This is a genomic window from Halostagnicola larsenii XH-48 (assembly GCF_000517625.1).
Taxonomy (GTDB): domain Archaea; phylum Halobacteriota; class Halobacteria; order Halobacteriales; family Natrialbaceae; genus Halostagnicola; species Halostagnicola larsenii.
The window spans coordinates 1,722,123-1,743,480 of the sequence record NZ_CP007055.1 but is presented as its reverse complement, the minus strand read 5'-3'; the positions used below and the strand labels follow the sequence as shown (position 1 = coordinate 1,743,480).

Genomic DNA, 21,358 nt, shown 5'->3' with positions numbered 1-21,358 from the left:
GAGTTGTTTCCGTTCGAACGTGACAACTAAGCAGAAAAGCTTTGAGCGTTCCATCACTGCATACTGCTATGGACCTCACACAGGCGAGCAACGAGTGCGAGTCGGTTCTCGAGGAGATAAGCGGCGCGGTCATCTGCGATCGGGACTTCCTCGAGACGATCCTCGTCGGCGTCGTCGGGCGAGGACACGTCTTGCTCGAGGACGTGCCCGGAACGGGAAAGACGCTGACCGCTCGCAGCGTCGCCACCGCGCTCGGACTGTCTTTCTCTCGCATTCAATTTACCCCTGACCTCCTGCCGGCCGACGTCACCGGCACGCACGTGTTCAACGAACGCGAGCGCGAGTTCGAGTTCAACGAAGGCCCGATCTTCGCGAACATCGTCCTCGCCGACGAGATAAATCGCGCGCCGCCGAAAACCCAAGCCGCCTTGCTCGAGGCGATGGAAGAGGGACAGGTCACCACCGACGGCGAAACGCGCCAGTTGCCACAGCCGTTTTTCGTCATCGCGACCCAGAACCCCGTCGAACAGGAAGGAACCTTCCAGCTTCCTGAGGCCCAGGTCGATCGTTTCCTCGTGAAAACGTCGATGGGATATCCCGACGAGTCGGGCGAAACGGAACTCCTCCGGCGGCGAGCCGGTCGAGACGATATGAGTCCGAGCGTCGACCCGGTTCTGGCACCCGAAACCGTCTCGGCGCTCCGCGGCGTTCCCGAATCGGTTCGTGTCGACGAGGACCTCATCGAGTACATCGTCGCCCTCGTTCGGGAAACTCGAGCGGACGGCCGAGTCGAGGTCGGCGTCTCCCCGCGAGGGACCCAGCGACTGTTCGAAGCCGCCCGCGCGAGAGCGACCCTCTCCGGTCGAGAGTACGCCACGCCGGACGACATCAAACGCGTGGCAGAGCCGGTGCTCGCCCACCGACTCGTCCTGACGCCCGATGCGACCGTCAACGGCGTCGAAAAGTCGGCCATCGTCGACAGCGTTCTCGAGTCCGTTCCGGTTCCGACGCTCGAGTGAGTGACAGCCTAACAGTCGGGAGACACAGAGGGATCTACCATCGATCAGAACCCATCGGCAATTCCGCGTTCGGCGGCCGTTCTATCGTCTGTTGCTCCGATATAGCAACCCTGAGAACGGTCGTCTAACTCTCGGATTTCGCCTACTGAAACCGACTTACCGAGGGGATAGGAATGAGCGTTCGTTCGATAGATGACGTATGGCTGGATGGAAGAGACGATCAGTGTTGGGGACCGGTGGGGCGCTCGTCGCTAGCACATTGCTCGCACCGGTTGGAACGAGTTCCGCAAACGCACAGTCCTCCGAATCGCTGCTGGCCGACTCGAACGGGTGGTCTTCATATCACGGAAACCCGGGAAACACCGCGTATGTGCCAGCTGACGGGAGTGTTCCTAAACCGGAGACGGTCGCCTGGGCGTACGACGCGGAAGGCGATATCGCCGTCGTCGATGGCACCGTTTACGTCCGAACGGACGACGAAGTTCACGCGCTCGACGACGAAACGGGCGAGTTGCAGTGGATTACCGAGGACATCGGTGCAGACGGAACCCCAGCGGTAACGGCGGACACGGTCTTCGTCGGCGGCGAGCAGCTAACCGCTCTCGAGGCCGAGACCGGTGAGGTTCGCTGGCAGGAGCAGTTCGACGAGGAGGCGGCCGTTCCGAGCCCGGCGGTTGCGTTCGAGCGCGCCTACGTCGTCGTCGGAGAAACACTGTACGCATTCGACACGGCTGATGGTTCGGTCGACTGGAAGCGATCGACGGTCCAGATCGAAACGGGAGACGGGAACGAGAACGTTTCCTTCAAGTCGATTCCGTTGGCCGTCGCCAACGATCTGGTGTATGCGGCCGTCGGCGACGCAGGCTTCGTCGCGCTCGAGGCGACGAGCGGGGAGACGAACTGGACTTACTGGTGGAAGCACTCGACCGACCCGCATGGCTACCTCGTCGCGACGACCGACAGGCTCTACACCGGTGCAATATCGGATGCTGATGAAAGCCCGGTTCTGAACGCACAGACGGGAGAGCGTCTCGCCAACACCTCCTTTCGGTTTCCGCTGGCGGTAACCGACAACGTTCGAGCTAGAACGAATCGACACAGCATGCGGGTGTCGAATTACGAGACGGACGAAAGCTGGTCGATCGGCGGATCGACGGATCAATGGGGACGCCCCGTGATCGTCGGCGAGACGGTCGTCGTTCCGTCGCATCCGATGGCCGACGAGCGCGCGATATTCGCGTTCGACCTTGCAGACGGGAGTCGGCAGTGGGCACTTGGACTGGACAGTCTCGACATCAATACGCTCGACGAGATGAACTGGCCGAGCGATGCGTTCGTCGCGACCGAGGATACGATCTATATCACGAGCCCCGGCCAGATCGTGGCGCTTCGACCGTCTACGGGGGCGCAATCGGACGAGGGGGACGATACCACCGAAGAGGAGACGGACGCTGAAGATCCCGAGGAGGACGATCCGACAGACGAGCGCGCTGGAAACAGTTCGGAGGACGACACTGAACAGGTCGGCGACGAACGTACTGACGGCGATGACGACGTTTCGGAACTCGAGGAGGTAACGACCGACTCCGAGAACGTTACGTCCAGTACGTCGGAGAACACCACCGCGGCCGATTCCAACGACTCGACCGACGGATCCGCAAACGGCTCTACTAACGGAAACGAAACAGAACCCACCTCCGAATCGGGGACTACCGACGGGAACGAAAGCTCCAACGCGTCCACGGCGAGCAATTCGAACTCGTCCGTCGATGGGAACTCGACCGAGGGCGCAGACGATAGCACACCCGGATTCACCGGCGGGACTGGGCTCGTCGGTGCAGGACTCGCGATCGAATGGCTTCGCCGGCGAAGCTCCGCCGACAAACCGGCGGTTGCGGACGAACTCGACGACTAAACTCGAACGGGTCGAACGGCGACAGGCAAAAAGGCGCACCGACTCGACGTGTTGTTCGTCGGATCGATTAGCCGGTGTTTTTCATGCCGGCGGCGATCCCCTTGACTGTCAACCGAAGCGTTCGTTCCTCGACATCGGTTCTGTGCGATCGATCCAGCAGATACGTCTGCAGGACGTTCAGCGGGTCAACGTAGGGGTTTCGACGCTCTAGGTTCTCGCCGAGCCAGTCACGGGTGTGCAACTGGTCGCGCCGACCGATCGTCGTGACGTACTCGGCAGCCTGCTCGTACTCCTCGGAGACGCGCGGGAAGAACTCCTCGCGGAGGTCGTCGTCAGCAAGGTCGGCGTACTCGGCGGCGATCTCGAGTTCGGTTCTCGAGAGCGAGAGGGCGGCGTTGTCGAGGGTCGAGCGGAAGAACGGCCACTCGTCGTACATCTCCTGGAGGGTATCCATCGAGCCGCCGTCCTCGAGGTACGCGCCGATTCCGGCGGCGAGCGCGTACCAGCCGGGGAGGATACACCGCGATTGGGTCCACGAGAAAACCCACGGAATCGCCCGCAGGTCCTCGACCGTTCGCTCGCCGCTGCGGGAGGCGGGTCGCGAGCCCAGATCGAGGTCTTCGATGACGGTGATCGGCGTCGCCTGTTCGAAGTACTGGACGAAGCCGTCGCTCTCGAGGAGGTCTCGGTACTCCTGTCGGGCGGCGGTTGCCATGGTTTCCATGGCGTCGATCCACTCGTCGCGAATCTCCTCTTCGGGCTGGTCGATCGCGTTCCGACGGGCGCGAAGTTGGGCATTGAGCATCTGCTCGATGTTTCGCTCGGCGATGCGCGGGTTACCGTACTTCTCGGCGATCGCCTCGCCCTGTTCGGTGAACTTGACCTGGCCGGTCACGGTGCTGTTGGGCAACGCCAGCAGCGCCTCGTTCATCGGGCCGCCGCCCCGAGAGATCGAACCGCCGCGACCGTGGAACAGCCGCATCGTCACGTCGTAGTCCTCGCAGATCTCCCCGAGTCGGCGCTGGTTCTTGTACAGCGACCAGTTGGCCGCCAGGAAGCCGTTTTCCTTGTTCGAGTCCGAGTACCCCAGCATGATTTCCTGGGTGCGTCCGCGGGCCTCAAGCGCCTGGGCGTAGGCCTCGTTCTCGAAGAGCGTGCCCATGATACGGCGGGCACCCGAAAGGGCGTACTCGGTCTCGAGCAGCGGGACGATATCGATCCCGCAGTGTTCGGGCAGGGAAATGATTCCGGACTGGTCGGCCAGAAACAGCACCTCGAGGACGTGACTCGGCTCGTCGGTCATCGAGATGGCGTAGGTGTCGATCGCTTCGACGCCGTACTCGGTCTGCCAATCGGCGAGTTCGTCGAAGAGCGTGAGCACGCGCGTCGAGGCGTCCGAGAGATCCTCGACGGCCTCGAGATCGATCACCGTCTCGTCTTGCAAGACAGCGTCGGTGAGGAACTCGACGCGTTCGTCCTCCGAGAGGCCGCGGTAGTCGATTCCTTCGCGCTCGAGTGCCTCCGCAATAGCATCGGTGTGTTTGGCCTGGTGTTCGCGGAGGTCGAGACTGGCAAGCGAGAAGCCGAAGGTCTCGACCTGTCGGCGGATCGGATCGACGTGGGCTTCGACGACGGTTTCGGCGCCGTTTTCCCGCAGGCTGGTCGCGATCAACTCGAGGTCGCCCAGGAGTTCGTCGACGTCTGCGTACCCGCCCGGTCGAACGTCGCCGACGCGGTCGAGCCGTTCGCGCATGAGTTTGAGCTTCTGTCGGTAGGGTTCGCCCGGATAGCGGGTCTGTGCGGTCTGTGCGCTACCGGGCAACCGCTCTCGGTCTTCTTCGAGACTCGACTCGAACGGACCGTCGACCTCGAGGCGGCTTCCGTCCTGACTCAGGACGCCCGAGAGTCGTTTGAGCTGTTCGCGATACCGCTCTAAGACGACCGACCGCTGGCGCTCGAGCGTGTTCGCGGTGACTTCAGGGGTGACGTAGGGGTTTCCGTCGCGGTCGCTGCCGGCCCACGAACGGAACTCGAAGAGCTTCGGCAGGTCGACGTCCGCGTCGAGTTCCTCCTCGAGGGCGACGCCGAACTCGTCGTAAACTTCGCCGACGACGTCGAAAAGCGTGTTCTCGAGGTACCACTGGACGTTTCGCGCTTCGTCTTCGGGCTCCGGCTGGCGTTTGCGAACCTGTGGCGTCTGCCAGAGGCTCGTCACCTCCGCGTCGACGTCGCGCCAGACCTGGCCGCGTTCCTTGTCGGTCAACAGCCGCTCGTCGAGCGTCTCGAGGTGGTTCGAGACTTCCCGAAGCTTGGATTTGACCGTTTTTCGGCGCGCTTCGGTTGGATGGGCGGTAAAGGTCGGCTCGATGAGCACGTCGTCGAGGATCTGCTGTGCGGTCTCTTTGTCCTCCTCTGCTAGTTCCTCGGCGACCATCTCGAGACTATCGTCGAGCGATCCCTCCTGGGAGCCTTCGCGAATCGACCGCACCCGCTCGCGTTCTTCGGCGAGGTTGATCAGTTCGAAGTAGGTCGTGAACGCGCGGGCGACGATTCGCTGTTGGTGGGGCGATAACCCTTCGAGTTCGTCGACCAGCGGATCCCGACTATCCAGATCGCCGGAACGGTAGTCGATCGCGGTCTGCCGGCACGATTCGACCGTGTTGAACGCCCGTCGAGAGGTCTGTTCCTCGAGGACGTCACCGAGCAGTGCACCCAGTTCGCGAACGTCCTGGCGTACGTCCCTGTTGTGCAGGTCCATAACATGGTTGTGATCGTCCCCCTTGAAAAAGCCGATGGAATTGAAATCTTTACTACGATTATTGTTTGTAGGAGTGTTCGTTGATCGTCGAAATTCTGGGTATTTTCGATAAAACTCGCTCAGAGACGAGTAAATAGGTTATACAACTATTTGAGTGCGTTTGTAATCCTATTTTGTGTGCAGATCGGGTTGGATATATTGTGGATTGTATTACTAAATAGTGAACAAACACTCTTGGAGTTCATTCAAAACGTCCGTAACGATCGGGACTTCGGCGCGCTCGCGGGGCGGACGATAGCCACGATTCGTGCTTGTAGATCGTCACAGTAGGCGTTCGGTCGGGGTGGAATTGTGGACGTTCGTTCGAGGCGGAATTAGTTACTACAGGCTCATTATCGTCCGTATAAGCAAAATGCTGCCGCGTTCATCGAGATTCAATGCAAACGATCGTTCTTGCTGCGGGACAGGGAACACGAATGCGACCGCTTTCCGAATCGCTACCGAAGCCGATGCTACCGGTCGCCGATAGTTCGCTGGTAGCGCACAACATGCGGGCGGCGGTGGAGGCGGGAACCGACGAACTGATTCTCGTGGTGGGATACGAGGGGGAAACGGTCCGCGAGGCGTTCGGCGAGACGTTCGAGGGCGTCCCGATCCGGTACGCGACACAGGATTCACAGGAGGGGACGGCGGACGCGCTCCGCGCTGCGAGTACGCACATCGACGGTCCGTTCGCGGTCCTGAACGGCGACATTATCTACCGACGGGATGCGCTGTCTGCGCTGTTCGAGGCGGCCCCGAGCGTCGGCTCGACGCGCGTCGAGAACCCGTCGAATTACGGCATTCTCGACGTCGTCGACGACACCGTGACGGGAATCGTCGAAAAACCGGCCGATCCGCCGGGGAACGTTGCGAACGCCGGCGCGTACGTCTTTCCCGAATCGGCCCTCGAGTGTCTTGACGTTCCCAAGAGCGAGCGCGGCGAGTTCGAAATTACCGACATCCTCGCTCAAGTGATCGACGACGTGGCGGTCAGTCACGTCGAACTGGACGACTGGCTCGACGTCGGTCGCCCCTGGGAGCTGTTAGCGGCAAACGAGTGGAAGCTAGGACAGTTAGAGACGGCGTTGAACGGCACGGTAAGCCCGGATGCCGAGATTTCCGGGCCGGTCGTCGTCGAAGAGGGTGCGACCGTTCGATCCGGAGTCGTCATCGAGGGTCCCGCGCTGATTCGGGCCGGCGCGACCGTCGGTCCGAACGCGTACGTTCGCGGGGCGACGCTGATCGACGAAGGAGCGTCCGTCGGCCACGCCGTCGAGATCAAAAACAGCGTACTGATGGCGGGAGCCAGCGTCAACCATCTCTCGTACGTTGGCGATAGCGTCATCGGCCGCGACACAAACCTCGGTGCCGGAACGACGGTCGCGAATCTCCGCCACGACGACCGCCCGGTGACGATGACCGTTTCGGGCGATCAGGTCTCCACCGGTCGTCGAAAGTTTGGCGTCGTCCTCGGCGATAGAGTCAAAACGGGGATCAACACGAGCCTGAACGCCGGGGTCTCGCTCTCGGAGGGGGCAACCACGACCCCCGGCGAAACCGTAACGCTCGATCGATAGCGAGCAGTCGACCGTCTCAGAGTACGACGGTAATTGGCCGTCGACCGTCCCAGAGCACGTGTAGTCGGCATAAAGAACACGAGACGCACTCTTGAGAACAACGTGGGGCCGTTGAGATGGCCGTATTCGCAGGTTCACGTCTCTGCTTAGCAACTCCATAGTAAACCGCCGATAGACGAACGACCACGCCATGTTCGGAACGAGCGGGCTTCGAGGAGTCGTTGGAGACGATGTCACAGCCGATCTCGCGCTGGCCGTCGGCCGCGCCGTCGCCTCGGAAGGGTACGACCGCGTCGTCGTCGGGCGGGACGTTCGAGAGAGCGGAGACGTGCTCCTCGAGGCGATCACTGCGGGGCTTCGAGAGTGCGGGACGGACGTCCTCGAGGTCGGCGTTGCTCCGACGCCGACGATCGCGAGAGCGGTCGGCTGGCTCGAGGCGGACGCCGGCGTCGTCGTCACGGCCTCGCACAACCCGAAGACGGACAACGGCATCAAACTCTGGTCGGCCGACGGCTCCGCGTTCGACCCCGACCAGTGCGCGGCGGTTTCGGACCGAGTGAAGAAGGAGAACTACGACATCCACGGATGGGACGGATACGGCTCGAGCGAACGCGTCGAGGATGTCCTCGATCGTCACGCCTCGGCGCTCCTCGAGAGCGTTTCGATCGAGGACCCGCCGAGCGTCGTCGTCGACGTCGGCAACGGAACTGGCGCGATCACCGCCCGAGTGCTCACGACGGCGGGCTGTACCGTCGAGACGCTCAACGGCCAGCAAGACGGGTGCTTTCCCGGTCGCCCGAGCGAACCGACACGGGAGACCCTCTCGACGCTCTCAGCGCTCGTCGAGGCGTCAGATGCACGGATCGGAATCGCCCACGACGGCGACGCGGATCGAATGGTCGCCGTCGACGAGACGGGCTCGTTCGTCCCCAAAGACGTCCTGTTGGCCCTCTTCGCTCGGCAGGCCGCCGAGCCAGCCGACGATGCGCTCGTCGCCGCCCCCGTCGACACGAGTTTGGCCGTCGACGACGCGCTCGAGCCCGTCGGCGCGTCGGTAACCAGAACGCGAGTCGGTGACGTGTTCGTCGCCGACCGAACGACTCGAGACGACGTGGTTTTCGGCGGCGAACCGAGCGGTGCCTGGATCTGGCCGGACGAGGTCCTGTGCCCGGACGGGCCGCTCGCGGCCTGCAAACTCGTGGAGTTCGTCACCAATCGCGGAACGTTGTCCGGTCTCGTCGACGAAATCGAAACGTATCCCATCCAGCGAACCTCGATCGAAGTCGCACAGAAGAACGCCGCGATGGACCGCGTTCGCGAACGCGTACTCGACCGGTACGACGACGTCGACACGCTCGACGGCGTCTACATCGACAGCGGCGACGGCTGGATTCTCATCCGAGCTAGCGGGACGGAACCGCTCGTTCGGGTGACTGCCGAGGCCCGAACTGACGCTCGAGCACGACAGCTGTTCGACGAGGCGGTCGAACTCGTCGAGGAATCAATCGCCTCGCGCGGACGACTCGAGGAAACCGCCTGCTGAGCACCGTGGGTTGGTTGTCGAACGCGTTCGTGTCAGTGACTCGTATTGTCGAGTTTGTGTTGTCGAGTCTTCGACGATTCCGTTGACTTCGATCCCTGACGCGGATCGCTTCCGTGGCCGTCCAGCGACCGACGCCGATCCGTTGTCAGTAGGCCGGCACGACGCCCAGTAGCGCGTTTAACGGAGAGATAATGAAGTAATTCGACCCCCAGTCCCGAACTGAGACGGTACTTCGAATTGAGTCCCGTATCTCGTAACGGCAACGGGGCGAAGCCACTGTGGGCAAAACATGAAGGAAATATGACCGGAGAGAGACACCAAGACGATGCTGCATCGACCGCGATAACCGAGTCGAACGGCCTGGACACGCTACTCATTGGTATCGACGCCGGCTGTATCCCCGTCTTCGATCGACTTTCGGAGGCGGGGCTCATTCCGACTATCGACCGACTCTGTACCGACGGCGTTCGGGCGCCGCTCGAGTCCCAGATCCCGCCGTGGACGCCGAGCGCGTGGCCGTCGATCTACACCGGCGTCAACCCCGGTCAGCACGGGGTCGTCGGGTTCGTCGGCTACGACGGCTACGACTACCACGTCTCGAGCAACGAAGACGTTCGCGAACATTCGATCTGGGATTTGCTGGATCGACACGGCCACTCGAGCGTTATCGTCAACGCGCCGGTTACCCACCCACCGGACGAGTTCAACGGCGCGGTAATTCCAGGGTTTTTGGGTCCGGAAAATCCGCCGTGTCACCCAGCGGGATTGCTCGATGATGTCCGCGAAGCGATCGGCGACTATCGAGTATATCCGAGCTACACCCGCGACGATGAGACGGTTTCGGAACGCGAAAAGATCGGCGAGTACCTGAATCTCGTCGAAATGCGAGGGGCGGCGTTTCGATACCTCGTCGACGAGTTCGAACCCGAATTTGGCTTCCTCCAGTTCCAGAAGACGGATACGGTCTTTCACGAGTTCGAAGGCGAACAGGAGAAAGTCGACGCTGTCTATGAAGAGACCGACAAGCAGATCGCAAAAACGCTCGAGGCCTGTGATCCGGATCGTATCTTCCTCGTGAGTGATCATGGCATGGGTCCGTACGAGGGCCATGAATTCCGAGTCAACGAGTACCTCCGGGATCAGGGCTACATCGAGACGATGATAGGTGGGAAAGGAATGCCCTCCTGGACGCCGATGCGACGGAGACTCCGTGAAGGCGAAGAAGTCGAAACGTGGGAACCCGGTGCAACCGCCCGCGCAGCATCAATCGCCGCCCAGTTCGGCGTTACCGCCAACCGCATCAGAGAAGCGTTAGAACGGGTCGGACTCGCGGATATCGCGATCAAATACGCGCCCGGCGGCGTCTCTCGGACGGCGAACGAGCAGGTTGATTTCGCCGAGTCGAAAGCCTACCTCCGGGCTCGCACCGAGCTCGGCGTCCGGATCAATCTCGAGGGTCGCGAACCGGACGGCGTCGTTCCGCCCGAGGAGTACGAAGCGGTTCGGGATGAACTCATCCGAGATCTCGAGGCAGTCGAGACGCCCGAGGGAGAACCGGTGTTCGAGACAGTCGAGCCTCGAGAGGAGTACTTCCACGGCGAGTGCGTCGAAGAGACGGTCGACATCGTCACAATACCGGCGGACTTCGAGCACGCGTTGACCGAACAACTGGGAGGCGATGGCTACTTCGGCCCGGTCGAGCCCTGGAATCACAAGATCGACGGTATCTTTGCTGCGGCCGGTGCGGGGATCGACGAGGAGGCGACCATCGATCGGGCGCATCTCTATGATGTCGCGCCGACGGTTTTAGCGGCGATGGGCGTCCCCTACAGCGATCGAATGGACGGCGAGGTTGTGCCGGTCGTCGATTCGGTCGATCCAGTCACCTATCCCGCGTACTCGGAAAGCGAATCCCGGGAACAACCTGAAGCGAACGAGGACGTAACGGAGCGACTCGCGGACCTCGGGTATATGGACTAACACCCGAAAAGCTCGCCATTTTCGCGAACTGAAACTGTGTTATACCGTCTATAGATATGTCCGACCAATGGAGAGACCGAACCGGGCAGGGATCTGAATGGGATTTATTTCAGAAGTTCATGTCGTCCACGATGACCTTCTGTTAGTGCCAACGATAAAACGGCATCCCGAGGTCACGATTACGTACAAGTATGCTACCGTCGTCGATGGAGAGGAGGTATACTTCGTCTCCTTGTTCGCCGAGGACTACGCGGCGATCAAAGAAACGATGGCAGCAGACGAAACCGTCTCGTCTGCCGACCGCGTTGCGACGTTCGAGAACCAAGCGATCTACCGCGTGACAGCCAATACGGAACGTGAAATCGTTCCCGATCAGTGTATCAAGTGCGGTATTTACGTCTTTTCGATCGTCAGCGGCGATCCTGGCTGGATCGTTCGAATCCACCTCCCTGACCGGGACACGCTGGCGGATTTTCAAAATTACTGCCGAGAGAACGATATCTCGTTCTGGATAACGCAGTTGCACGAATCGACAGCGTCCGCCGAAGAATCATACCTCCTCACCGAAGAACAGCGTGAAATCCTTTCGATGGCCTACTTCGCGGGCTATTACAATATTCCACGCACCGTGTCGCAGGATCACCTCGCCGAGCAACTTGGAATCTCTAATTCTGCCGTTTCACAGCGCCTACGGCGTGCAGTCGCTCAGTTGCTCAGCGTAATCCTCGAAGGCGAGAAGACACCGCGTCAGTACGATTAACAGTCCCATATAATCCTGCGACTGCAACCTCGGGAGGTTTGTCGGTTTCACATTTAGACCACCCGATCAGTGGACGGGCGCGTCTGCCCTGACTCGCCTGCGGAAAACGTACCACTCACCCGTATTCCATAGCTATCGGCGAATCCGATTCGATACTTAGACCCTTTGGTACGGAAAAAAGCTACCGTCGCGATAGCGAGAGCGCTGAGACAATCGGTTCCAGTAGCTGGCCACGGTATCAATCAACGTGAGAGGCAGTTACACGAAGTAAACACCGGATTAATTATCGGATTTCGGTTTGACAAACTGTTTCATACAGCACGACTGTCAGCCCCATCACTTCAACGAACGAGAATGAAGTACTTAAACGCTGGATATCCGAATCCACAGATACTGGGGTCCACTATTACTCTTGTTAAAGTGAACATCAATGCCGAAACGAAGCGGTTACCAGAATTCGAACCACGAAAAATCATCGACCCAAACCTCAACTTCACATACTGACGGTACGGAGTCAATTGCACAGGAAACTCAATCGAGCCGATCCAGGCGTTCGTTCCTTCGCGGTACTGCGGTGGCAGGCATCGCTTCTCTCGGAGCACTAACAGCGGCAAGTGGATCCGCGAGCGCATTCCACGGGGGATACGAGAACGTCGTAAACGTCGTCGATGCCGGAGCGGATCCGACCGGATCGGAGTCGATCACGCCAGTCCTCGAGCGCATTCGAGCGGACAACACCGCGTTCGAGTTTCCGGAGGGGGAGTACTACATGGACGAGCAGTTCCGATGTACGAACTACGACAATATCGGGTTTTTCGGTCACGACGCGACGATCGTCCCGGCGAACTTCTACGATTTTGATGGACCGCAGTTCCGTCTTTTCCGACTTGGAACGTACCTCAACCCCGGAAAACGCCTCCGGTTCGAGGGTTTCGATATCGACCAGACCGCACCTGATACGGGTATTCGAGTGATCGGTACGAACGTCACCGACAGTTTCGAAGTGCGCGATATTACAATCCACGGCCAACACGACAGCGGGACGTGGGGTCCGGCCCTGTTCGGGATTTCGGACCCGGACGGCGAAGGAATCGTCGAACGGTTCCGTGCTCCCGATGGCGGTCTCTACGGCGACTACACGCCGAACGCGGCGAACACCTGGAAAGGTCCGATCGGGATCGAGGCGAACATGAATCAGGGATACCTCGAGTTCAAAGACTGCGAACTCGATGGCTTCCCGAGCACCGGACTGTACGCATCCGGCGAGAGCGGGAGAATCGTCGTCGACGGGGGGACGTATCGAAACAACGGTACCGCGAGCCTCCGGCTCGGTGGCACCGACAGCGAAATCAAGAACGTGACGATCGAAGTCGACGAGGAGCCGGAGTACGGCTTGGGCCAGCGAGGCATTCGTATCGAGAACAGCGAGAGCGTTCACATTGATAACGTCGATATCTCGATAACGGCGCCACAACCGACCAGTCACGCCGTATCGGTGATGAACACCTGCGACGATATGCACTTCGAGAACTCGTCGATCGAAATGCGCGGCGATAAGGTAAACCACGGGATCGTCGTCTCCGAAAATGCCGGCTACACGTACATCGATAACATCGATATCGTCCACGAGACATCGGGCGGCTACCCGATCTGGATACGCGATTCGGATAGCGACGACCGGGTTCTCGTCGAACGAGTCAACATATCGGGCCGCGCCGGAACTGAGGGTGGGTTCCGTGACGGTATCTGGTGTGGCCGAAACAACTGCCGGTTCAGTACGTTCGTCGTCGATCAACACGGTCGCGGGGACGTCAACCGGAACGGAATCATGATAACCGGAAACGATACGGAGATCTACCGGGGCGAGTTCTACGCGAGTCAGTACCCCTACATCGATCAGGGTCACAACAACCACATTCGAAACTCCGTCATGGTCTCCGACGACGATAGCCTCGAGGGAGCCCGCCTCTACTCGAGTGCGTCGGAGCCGACGATCCAGTACAACCAGATCGTCAACGGAATCGACGACCTCGGAGCCTCGTCGGTCAGCAGTTGGCACAACGAGACGTGGTAGGCCGACCATCGGCGGAGTAGAGATTCAGTCGTTACTGTGATGGATGTCGAATAGCAGGATATCGGCCGGTAGCTGTCGCGAACACCCATCGTGGAGTACAACGTATCAACTATGAACTATACTGAGTGCCCACCGACATCGACAGCTAATCGGAACCGTCCGCGTTCGCTCTGATCGCGTCGCGGAAGGTAACGGCCTCGAGATCGCTGTCTTCGACCCACTCGAGGGTGTCTCTGATGTTCGATTCGGTTACTTCCTCTTTGAACGTGTGCGCGCCGATGATGCCGATCGCTTCCTGTTTCTCGACGTTCGCGAGCTGTGCTTCTGTGTTCTCGCTGCTGGTGTACTCGACGAAGTAGCTCCGATTCGTATCGAACGGATCGAACTCGTTTTTCGGATTGAGCATCGATCCCGGATTCACGTTCGCGATACCATCGTAGTATTCCGTCGCGAACTCGAGGGTCCACTCGTCGACGATATCGTACGGAGCGAGGAGGGTATCAACCGCGAAGTCCATCGACTCGAGGTCCTCCTTGCAGTCGCCGAGGAACTGGTTCATCAGATCTTCCGGGTAGCGTTCGACGGTTTCGCCGGCCGCGAACGATTGCCCGACTGCTTCCTCGAACTCGATGTATGGCCCCGTCGCATCTTCGGACGATCCGGTGATGGTTCGGCGGACGCTTTCGTCTCCATCGGTGATTTCGAGGTCGTAGATCTGATGAAAGCCGTGATTTCGCTTTTCGGGATATATTCGGGTGTCGGACGGATCGACATCCTCGACGAGCTCGAACTCCCCCAACGCGGTATGACCGGTCGTGTGGGCCATGATCTCCCAGCCGGCATCGGCGAGTTCCGTGAGTTCGGATTCGCCCATCCAGTCGCCACCGTTGAAGTCCTCTCGCCCTATCCACTCCGTGACGATTCCCACACTTGCGGGCGCATCAAACTCCTGATGAACGGGAAACGCCGTCTCGTAGTCGTCCATCGGGCCGTCGTCGTAGACGAAAACCACCGCACCGCTGTCGATATCCGGAGCGCTTTCGCTCCCCTCGTCCGACCCGTTCTTGCCGTCTGGCGACCCGTCGTCGCTTTCGTTTCCGCCCGGGCGAACCGTATCTAACGCATCGGTACAGCCGGCCGTCAGCGAGACGGCACCGGCCGCGAGTCCGCCGAGAAAGCGGCGACGTTTCGATTCAGAATCCATATTCTCGCCCGAACCTTCGAACCCGCCCTACCTACTTATATGTCAGTTAAGCGCCGGTTCGACGCTCGAGACGCCGGATATCCCCGCGGCCGCGAGATCGTCGCGGCGGGTGAGCCACTCGAGACTTCAGATGACACGGACTCATCTGGACTCCCCGGATCGAGGCTCTCGAGGCGTTGCGATGTGGATGTTGCACTCCGCTCGTGATCGCCGGAGTCACGAACGCTGTTGGTGACAGGCCGACACGATCCCTGTCAAACGCTGCCATAACGAGGCTATCAATGCGCTCAGTTACGGCGTTTATGCCGGGTATAATAAGGGGCGGACCCTACTTACCCCCAGCCGATACTGTGTCTGTTCCGGAATCTGATCGAGTATCGGTTGTGGGGGCGACCGATCGAATCACTCTTCGAGGGGTAGAGCCGTGAACGGGAATCCTGCGAGCGACGCGGATTCGATCAGTAGCGCGACCGTCGTCGTGTTGCTTCTAAGCGCCGTGTCGACGCCGCTTTTGTTCAGGTTCCTCGGCGCCTCGGCGTTCGGCGAGTACTCGCTTTTGCTATCGGTGTTCGCGCTCTACATGTTCTTCGTCAACGCGGGCGTTACCGACGGCGTTCGGACGGCCGCAGAAACCGATCGACAGCCGACGAACTCGAGCGCGCAGGGGATCGGCTTTCACTTCCTGGTCGCACTCGCCCTCGCGATAGCGGGTGCCGTGTTGCTCGCGCTTGCGGCTTACTTCGGTGTCATCGGCGCGGCGTTCGGCGACGAGGTGACAGGATACGTCTTCGTCCTCGCGCTGCTCGTGGTCGCAATACAGGTTCGCGACGTCACTATCCAGACGCTCACCGATCTCGGACTCGAGCGCTCTGCTAACCGACTCTCGATACTCGATGCGGTCAGTTTCGCGGTGATCGCACTCCCGCTGGCCGCGCTCGGCTTCGGCGTTTTTGGGGCGCTTGCCGGCCATCTCCTCGCAAGTATCCTCGTCTCCGTCGTCGGACTGCTCGTCGTCGACGATCAACTATCTCTCTCCGAGTTGTTCGCTCGGCCAGGTTCTGGATATCCGGCGAAGACGGTGGTTCCGGACGATTCGCTGGCGCTCGTGCTTGCGTTCTTGTTGCTAGTCCTGTATCACATCGATATCGTGTTGCTCTATTGGTTCACGGACAGCGCCGCCGTCGGCACCTATCGGATCGCGCTGACACTCGCGGAGAGTCTGTTGCTCGTTCCGCTGGCGTTACAGGTGGTGTTTGCCCGTTCGACCTCGGGGATGTGGTCCCAGAACAGACGCCGAAAGCTATCCCAGCTGATCGGGGAGACGACTCGCTATACGTTCTTGCTAACCGCAGTTATCGCGGTCGGACTGACAGCGTTGGCGGACATCGTTGTCCCACTCGTCTTTGGCTCCGCGGCGACTTCCGCAGTCGGACCCCTCCTGGTGTTGCTCCCAGGTGCGTTCGGATTCGCACTTGCGCGACCGATTCTCGCGGGATCGAAGAGCAGTGACCAACTCCGATACCCCGTGGGGGCGACGGCTGGTGCCGTACTGCTCAACGTCGCATTGGCGCTCCTTTTGATTCCGCGCTACGGGGTATACGGTGCAGCCGTCGCGACGAGTATCAGTTACGGGTCGATGGCCGTCTTTCACGCTGTGAGCGCTCGAGCCGTCGGCTTCGATCCGCTCGTGGATGCACGACTCGGGCGGGCGGCAGTAACCGTCGCACTCGCGACGGTCCCGATTATTGGTCTGTCAGCGGCGATTACGAACCAGTGGCTCGCGCTCGTGATCGTCCCTCCAGTCGGTCTCTGTATCTTCCTCGGCTTCAGTATCCTCGTCGGGGCGATGGAAACCGAAGAGCCGTTCGAAGTCCTCGCCACGTTACCGGATCCTGTCGGAACTGCGGCCGACGCGGCTCGACAGCGATTCGAACGGCTGCACGTCGGACCGTTGGCGTCCGACTGGTTCCAGAGCCTGCTGCTTCTGGTCGGACTCTCGCTGCTCGTCACCGGATTGTTCGTCGGCCTCTTCGGGTCCGGTATCGAAAGCCTGCGGTTTTAACTCGATTCCCGGCCGGGCGCTTTGAATCGGATCAATGACTGCACCGCAGGCGAGGGTCGCCTCTCGAGACACGAGTTTGGAAAAGGAGGAAGTAAGACGGCCGAACACGCTTCGGGGATAGCGGTTACTGTCGGTACTGGCGCTCTAAGTGCTCGCTTTCGGCCATGTCGAACACCATCGCGAACAACAACAGCGTGACGCCGAGCGCGAAGACGAGGAAACTCGCAGTTGTGCTCACGAGCACCGAACCGCTCCGAACGATCGCGTTCACGAGCGTCCAGAGCGCGGCGACGATTCCGACGCCTGCGACGCCTGCACCGAAGAGGTAAAACAACGCCAGCGGGTGGAAATCCGTGACCAGGTGCTTCGTCCGCAAGCGCCACAGGAAGTCCCGGAGCAACATCATCGACACGTTCGGAATGTACGTCGAGTACTCGATGCTCGATTCCTCGTCGCCGTAGACCGCCGGCATCCCGACGTCCGCGACTCGCATCTCGTTGACGTTGAGTTTGACCAGCAGATCGTTACAATAGCCGTAATACTCGTAGAGGTTCTCCACGTCGACCGCCTCGAGGGCGTCGTTGGAGATCACGGTGTAGCCGTTTTGCGGATCCATCGTTTTCCAGTAGCCCGAGGCGACCTTCGTCAGGAACGTCAGCATCGAATTCCCGACGAATCGAAACCGCGGCATCGCCGACCGATATTCTCGGTCGAGCAACCGGTTCCCTTTCGCGTAATCCGCGGCTCCCTCTACGATCGGATCGAGCAACCGCGGCAGTTGGGAAAGATCCATCTGGCCGTCCGCATCGACCGTTGCCGTCGCGGTGACGCCCTCCTCGAGCGCGGCGAGGTAGCCGGTCTTGATCGCCCCGCCAGCGCCCATGTTTTCTCGATGCTGGATCGGAAGGACCCGCCCGATGGAATCGTGAACGACCGCGCGGTTCATCAGCGCCTCTGGCCCGCCGTCGGCCCGCGGCTGATCACTTGGTTCGCCGTCGTCGCGCTGACGATCGTGCGCGTCCGCTATCGGTGGGGGAGACCCTGTTCTCTCCTCGTGATCCGCCCGGGCAGCATCGAGGATTTCGTCCCAGGTTCCGTCGGTCGATTGGTCGTCGATAACGTAGATCCGATCGACGTAGTCGGGCATCTCGCGGATCACGTCGCCGACGAACCCTTCCTCGTTGTACGCGGGGATCACGACCCCGACTGTCGCTTCGCGATACATCAGCGTCCACCGATTGCGCCCGGGGCGTCGATCCTCGAGGTGGAACCGGTCGCCTCGCTCGAATCCGCAGCCATACCACTGAAATCCACGCGCTCGCTATCGCCGTCATCGGTTTCGATCCGATCGATACGGCAACCGTCGAGCGGTGCAGTGGTGGACCGGCTCATTGTGCCTCGAGTAGGTCGCTTGCCGTCACGACGTCGACGTCCTGTTCTGCGATGTACGTGAGGAGGGATTCGAACTCCTCGACGGCCATCCCGTCCCCGCCGATTTCTTCGAAGCGAAGCACTGCAAGCTGGCCGTATTTGGCGGCATAATCGACGTACTCTCGCGTGACATCGCCTTCCGTGCCGGGGAAGACGCCGACGTTGTGCGGATCCGTCAGGGGCAACGCGTTCGGACTTCCGCCGTACCTGAACGCCTGTTCGTGTTGCTCTCGGAGGATGTCCATCGTGTTCGGACCGAGGATGTTCCCCGGCGTCACGAAGTGCTTGGCACCGTCGTCGAACCCACGACTTTCGAGGAACGATCTGGTCTGTTCGATCATCTGCTGTTGTTCTTCGCTCGAGTAGTCGGGGAGCCGAGACGAGCCCGTACTCGGGCGCGCGATCATCTCCCATCCGCCCTCGTACAGCTCCTGTAACGACGCGTACGAAAGCCGGCCGGAGTCGTTGACGGTTTCGGGGATGACCGATTCGACGCCGACGAAATCGTGCGATTGCATGGGCTCGAACGCCTCGGAGCGGTGGCTCTCGAGCGTTCCGTCGAACAGCAACATCACCTTGCCGGTGTCCGGCCTCGAGACGGACCGGAGATCGTCGAGCTGGCATTCGATGGCGCCGTTTTCACCACCGCGCGGGCGAGCGGCAATCTGTATTTCGTAGACCGAACTGAGATCGGTCTGTGGATCGACGCTGGTGGTTCCGAGGTCCACACGAACCCATCGATCGGCCGGTCCGATGAGCGATCGAGTGAACGAGTGTACACTGTTCGAGCCCGGGGCCAACAAATTCACCGTGAGGTGAAGCTGATCGCGACCGGTAAACTTGATTGCAAGCGAGAGGTTACGATCGCTGAGGTCGATGCCGCCCGAGATCGTCTGTTGTATTCCCGCATAGTCAGACGATTCGTCGGTGGTGAGCAGTGCCGACTGGGACCCCGCGTACGGATCGTCCGTGTACGCCTCGAGTTTGTTTTCCTCGAGCATCGGTTCCCACTGCTCGAGATCCTCGAACTCCGCGATCGATTCGCCGGGCAACTGATCGCCGTCACTGCCGTCGTCTTTCTCGTTCTCGTCGTCGTCCCCACCGGTATCGGAGTCGTCCGATTGGAACGGAAGCGACTCACGCACCTCTGCCACACACCCTGCAAGCCCTGCCGTCGCAGCGACAGTAGCCGTCGTTATGAACGTTCGTCGGTTGCGCTTCGTCATCGATACGGACAACGGGTCAACTGGCCTTTCTTATCCGGGTGTTAAGCGTTTCAGCGCTCCGGCCATTTTTCGGCCAGAGCGGGACGTAGACGCGATTATCCCGAATATAAGCGCTATAATTCGGTAGCCGAGATATTGGATGGAACGATTGTTTGTTTTCGGTGAAACAGTTGTTCTCTGTCCATTCAGACGGCCAATATTTTCATAACAGATTACGCCTCATATATGTAAATCCCCCCTCTGGTAACGCTCTCATGCGATGAGAGGAAACTCACCATTTGGTTCGATAGATCGAAGATCGTATCTCAAAGGTTGTCTTGTCGGCGTTGGATCGGCGCTCACCCTCGGCGGTGTCGCATCGGCCCAACACATCGAAGGGCAGTACGAGACAGTAATCGACATCGTCGATGCCGGTGCAGATCCGACCGGCGAAACGTCGATAACGCCCGTACTACGCGAACAGGTCGGCGACGACACGCTGATTCAGTTCCCCGAAGGGCGGTACGCGATGGACGAACAGCTTCGACTCACCGACTTCGACAACGTCGGATTCGTCGGCGACGGAGCGACCATCGTTCCGGCGAATTATCACCAGTTCGACGGTCCTCAGTATCGATTGTTCCGACTGGGTACCCGGGCTGCTCCCGGTCGAGACCTTCGGTTCGAAGGATTCGAAATCGACCAAACTGCCGACGAGACCGGTATCCGCGTCATAAACGCCGAAATCGAGGACGGCCTGTTAGTCCGAGACGTCGTAGTCAACGGCATTCACGACGCCGGGACGTGGGGTCCGGGACTGTTCAACATTACCGACCCCGACGGGGAAGGACGCGTCGACTGCTTCAAAGCACCCGATGGCGGCGTCCACGTCGACTTCACGCCAAACGAAGGGAACATGTGGAAAGGACCAACGGGAATTCACGTCAACGACTACCATCAAGGGTCGCTGATTTTCGAAGACTGTGAACTTGGCGGATTCCCAGGCAACGGCCTTTACGGGTTCAGCGAAAACGGTCAGATCGGCATCGACGGCGGATATTTCGAAAACAGCGGCACCGCTTCGATCCGCCTCAGCGGGTCACAGGGAGCGATCAGAAACGCAACCATCGTCGTCGACGATAACCCCGATCAGGCACCGGGTCAGCACGCGATCCGAATCGATCAGGGCGATACGTTCAACATCGACAACGTCTCTATCGAAGCCCAGGATCCAAACGGCGAGGCGATTCGAGTGATGAGCGACGTCGACGACGTGACGATCGAAAACACCGATCTGTACATTGGAGAGGGTGCTAGTTCGGGCATCCGTCTCGATGGGGGCGCAGGAACGGCGACGTTCGCCGATGTCGATGTCGAAATCGACGGCAGCGCCTACGCGTTCCGGATCCTCGGCGACGATGACGGAGCGGTCAGCTTCCAGAACGTATCGGTCACCGGCGACGCGAACGGGGTACCAATTCGTCACGCAATCCTTTGCGAGCGCGACGACGTCGACTTCGACGAGCTATCGGTCGAGCAAACCGGAAGCGAGGAGCGAGGGGGTCTTTACCTCAGCGGCGATGGCTACAGTGTCACCGACAGCGACTTCGAGACGTCGAACACGTCGATCGCCGTCACCGGTGCGAGCGACGTCACGATCGAAGGGACGACGGCCGAATCGGCCTACGACGAGTCCGTCCATATCTACGGTAACTCGGGGTCGGTCTCTCTCGAGAACAACACGTTCCCGGACGGCGTTCGGGACGATCGGTAACGCCTCGTTCGAGA

At 60.2% G+C, this 21,358-nt stretch carries 14 protein-coding genes; 9 read left to right on the top strand and 5 right to left on the bottom strand.

Annotated features, from left to right (window positions below):
• Positions 1–68: 68 nt before the first annotated feature.
• On the top strand, positions 69–1,019 hold the full coding sequence (locus tag HALLA_RS08810; RefSeq protein ID WP_049953006.1) for an AAA family ATPase: 951 nt from the start codon (positions 69–71) through the stop codon (positions 1,017–1,019).
• Positions 1,020–1,389: 370 nt separating this feature from the next.
• Positions 1,390–2,934, top strand: a complete 1,545-nt coding sequence (locus HALLA_RS08805) for an outer membrane protein assembly factor BamB family protein (RefSeq protein ID WP_169732126.1) — start codon at positions 1,390–1,392, stop codon at positions 2,932–2,934.
• Positions 2,935–3,001: 67 nt separating this feature from the next.
• Here the strand turns inward: HALLA_RS08805 and ppc are convergent, their stop codons facing one another.
• Positions 3,002–5,692, bottom strand: coding sequence for a phosphoenolpyruvate carboxylase (gene ppc, locus HALLA_RS08800; protein WP_049953004.1), 2,691 nt, complete (start codon positions 5,690–5,692; stop codon positions 3,002–3,004).
• A gap of 437 nt (positions 5,693–6,129) precedes the next feature.
• On the opposite strand from ppc, the gene glmU reads away from it, so the two are divergent.
• The 5 genes from glmU to HALLA_RS08775 all read left to right on the top strand — a co-directional run bounded on the left by glmU (position 6,130) and on the right by HALLA_RS08775 (position 13,668).
• Complete coding sequence (gene glmU / locus HALLA_RS08795; protein ID WP_049953003.1) at positions 6,130–7,311, top strand: bifunctional sugar-1-phosphate nucleotidylyltransferase/acetyltransferase; 1,182 nt, start codon at positions 6,130–6,132, stop codon at positions 7,309–7,311.
• 190 nt (positions 7,312–7,501) lie between these two features.
• A complete protein-coding gene (gene glmM / locus HALLA_RS08790; RefSeq protein WP_049953002.1) occupies positions 7,502–8,854 on the top strand; it encodes a phosphoglucosamine mutase in 1,353 nt (450 codons plus the stop codon).
• A 300-nt stretch (positions 8,855–9,154) separates the two neighbouring features.
• The gene (locus HALLA_RS08785; protein ID WP_049953001.1) at positions 9,155–10,834 is read left to right on the top strand and encodes an alkaline phosphatase family protein; all 1,680 of its coding nucleotides are present in this window, start codon (positions 9,155–9,157) and stop codon (positions 10,832–10,834) included.
• Between the two features lie 97 nt (positions 10,835–10,931).
• The gene (locus tag HALLA_RS08780) at positions 10,932–11,594 is read left to right on the top strand and encodes a helix-turn-helix domain-containing protein (protein WP_049952999.1); all 663 of its coding nucleotides are present in this window, start codon (positions 10,932–10,934) and stop codon (positions 11,592–11,594) included.
• A gap of 430 nt (positions 11,595–12,024) precedes the next feature.
• Positions 12,025–13,668 carry a right-handed parallel beta-helix repeat-containing protein gene (locus tag HALLA_RS08775; protein WP_049952998.1) on the top strand — a complete coding sequence of 548 codons (1,644 nt, stop codon included), beginning with the start codon at positions 12,025–12,027 and terminating at the stop codon, positions 13,666–13,668.
• 145 nt (positions 13,669–13,813) lie between these two features.
• Here HALLA_RS08775 and HALLA_RS08770 read toward each other — a convergent pair whose 3' ends face one another.
• Positions 13,814–14,872 carry a polysaccharide deacetylase family protein gene (locus tag HALLA_RS08770; protein ID WP_049952997.1) on the bottom strand — a complete coding sequence of 353 codons (1,059 nt, stop codon included), beginning with the start codon at positions 14,870–14,872 and terminating at the stop codon, positions 13,814–13,816.
• Positions 14,873–15,296: 424 nt separating this feature from the next.
• Here HALLA_RS08770 and HALLA_RS08765 point away from each other — a divergent pair, with 424 nt between their 5' ends.
• The gene (locus tag HALLA_RS08765; protein ID WP_049952996.1) at positions 15,297–16,934 is read left to right on the top strand and encodes a lipopolysaccharide biosynthesis protein; all 1,638 of its coding nucleotides are present in this window, start codon (positions 15,297–15,299) and stop codon (positions 16,932–16,934) included.
• Between the two features lie 124 nt (positions 16,935–17,058).
• On the opposite strand, the gene HALLA_RS08760 is transcribed toward HALLA_RS08765, so the two are convergent.
• The 3 genes from HALLA_RS08760 to HALLA_RS08755 are packed head-to-tail and all read right to left on the bottom strand — an operon-like array spanning position 17,059 to position 19,591.
• Positions 17,059–18,159 (bottom strand): glycosyltransferase family 2 protein, encoded by a 1,101-nt coding sequence (locus HALLA_RS08760; protein ID WP_049952995.1) that lies wholly within the window; start codon positions 18,157–18,159, stop codon positions 17,059–17,061.
• Positions 18,159–18,326: a hypothetical protein gene (locus HALLA_RS20600; RefSeq protein WP_157231353.1), complete on the bottom strand. Its 168-nt coding sequence runs from the start codon at positions 18,324–18,326 to the stop codon at positions 18,159–18,161. The genes HALLA_RS08760 and HALLA_RS20600 overlap by 1 nt, the downstream gene beginning before the upstream one ends.
• Positions 18,323–19,591: a polysaccharide deacetylase family protein gene (locus HALLA_RS08755; RefSeq protein WP_049952994.1), complete on the bottom strand. Its 1,269-nt coding sequence runs from the start codon at positions 19,589–19,591 to the stop codon at positions 18,323–18,325. Before HALLA_RS08755 ends, HALLA_RS20600 begins: the two co-directional genes overlap by 4 nt.
• A 259-nt stretch (positions 19,592–19,850) precedes the next feature.
• Here HALLA_RS08755 and HALLA_RS08750 point away from each other — a divergent pair, with 259 nt between their 5' ends.
• Positions 19,851–21,344, top strand: a complete 1,494-nt coding sequence (locus HALLA_RS08750; protein WP_049952993.1) for a hypothetical protein — start codon at positions 19,851–19,853, stop codon at positions 21,342–21,344.
• The last annotated feature ends 14 nt before the right edge of the window (positions 21,345–21,358 follow it).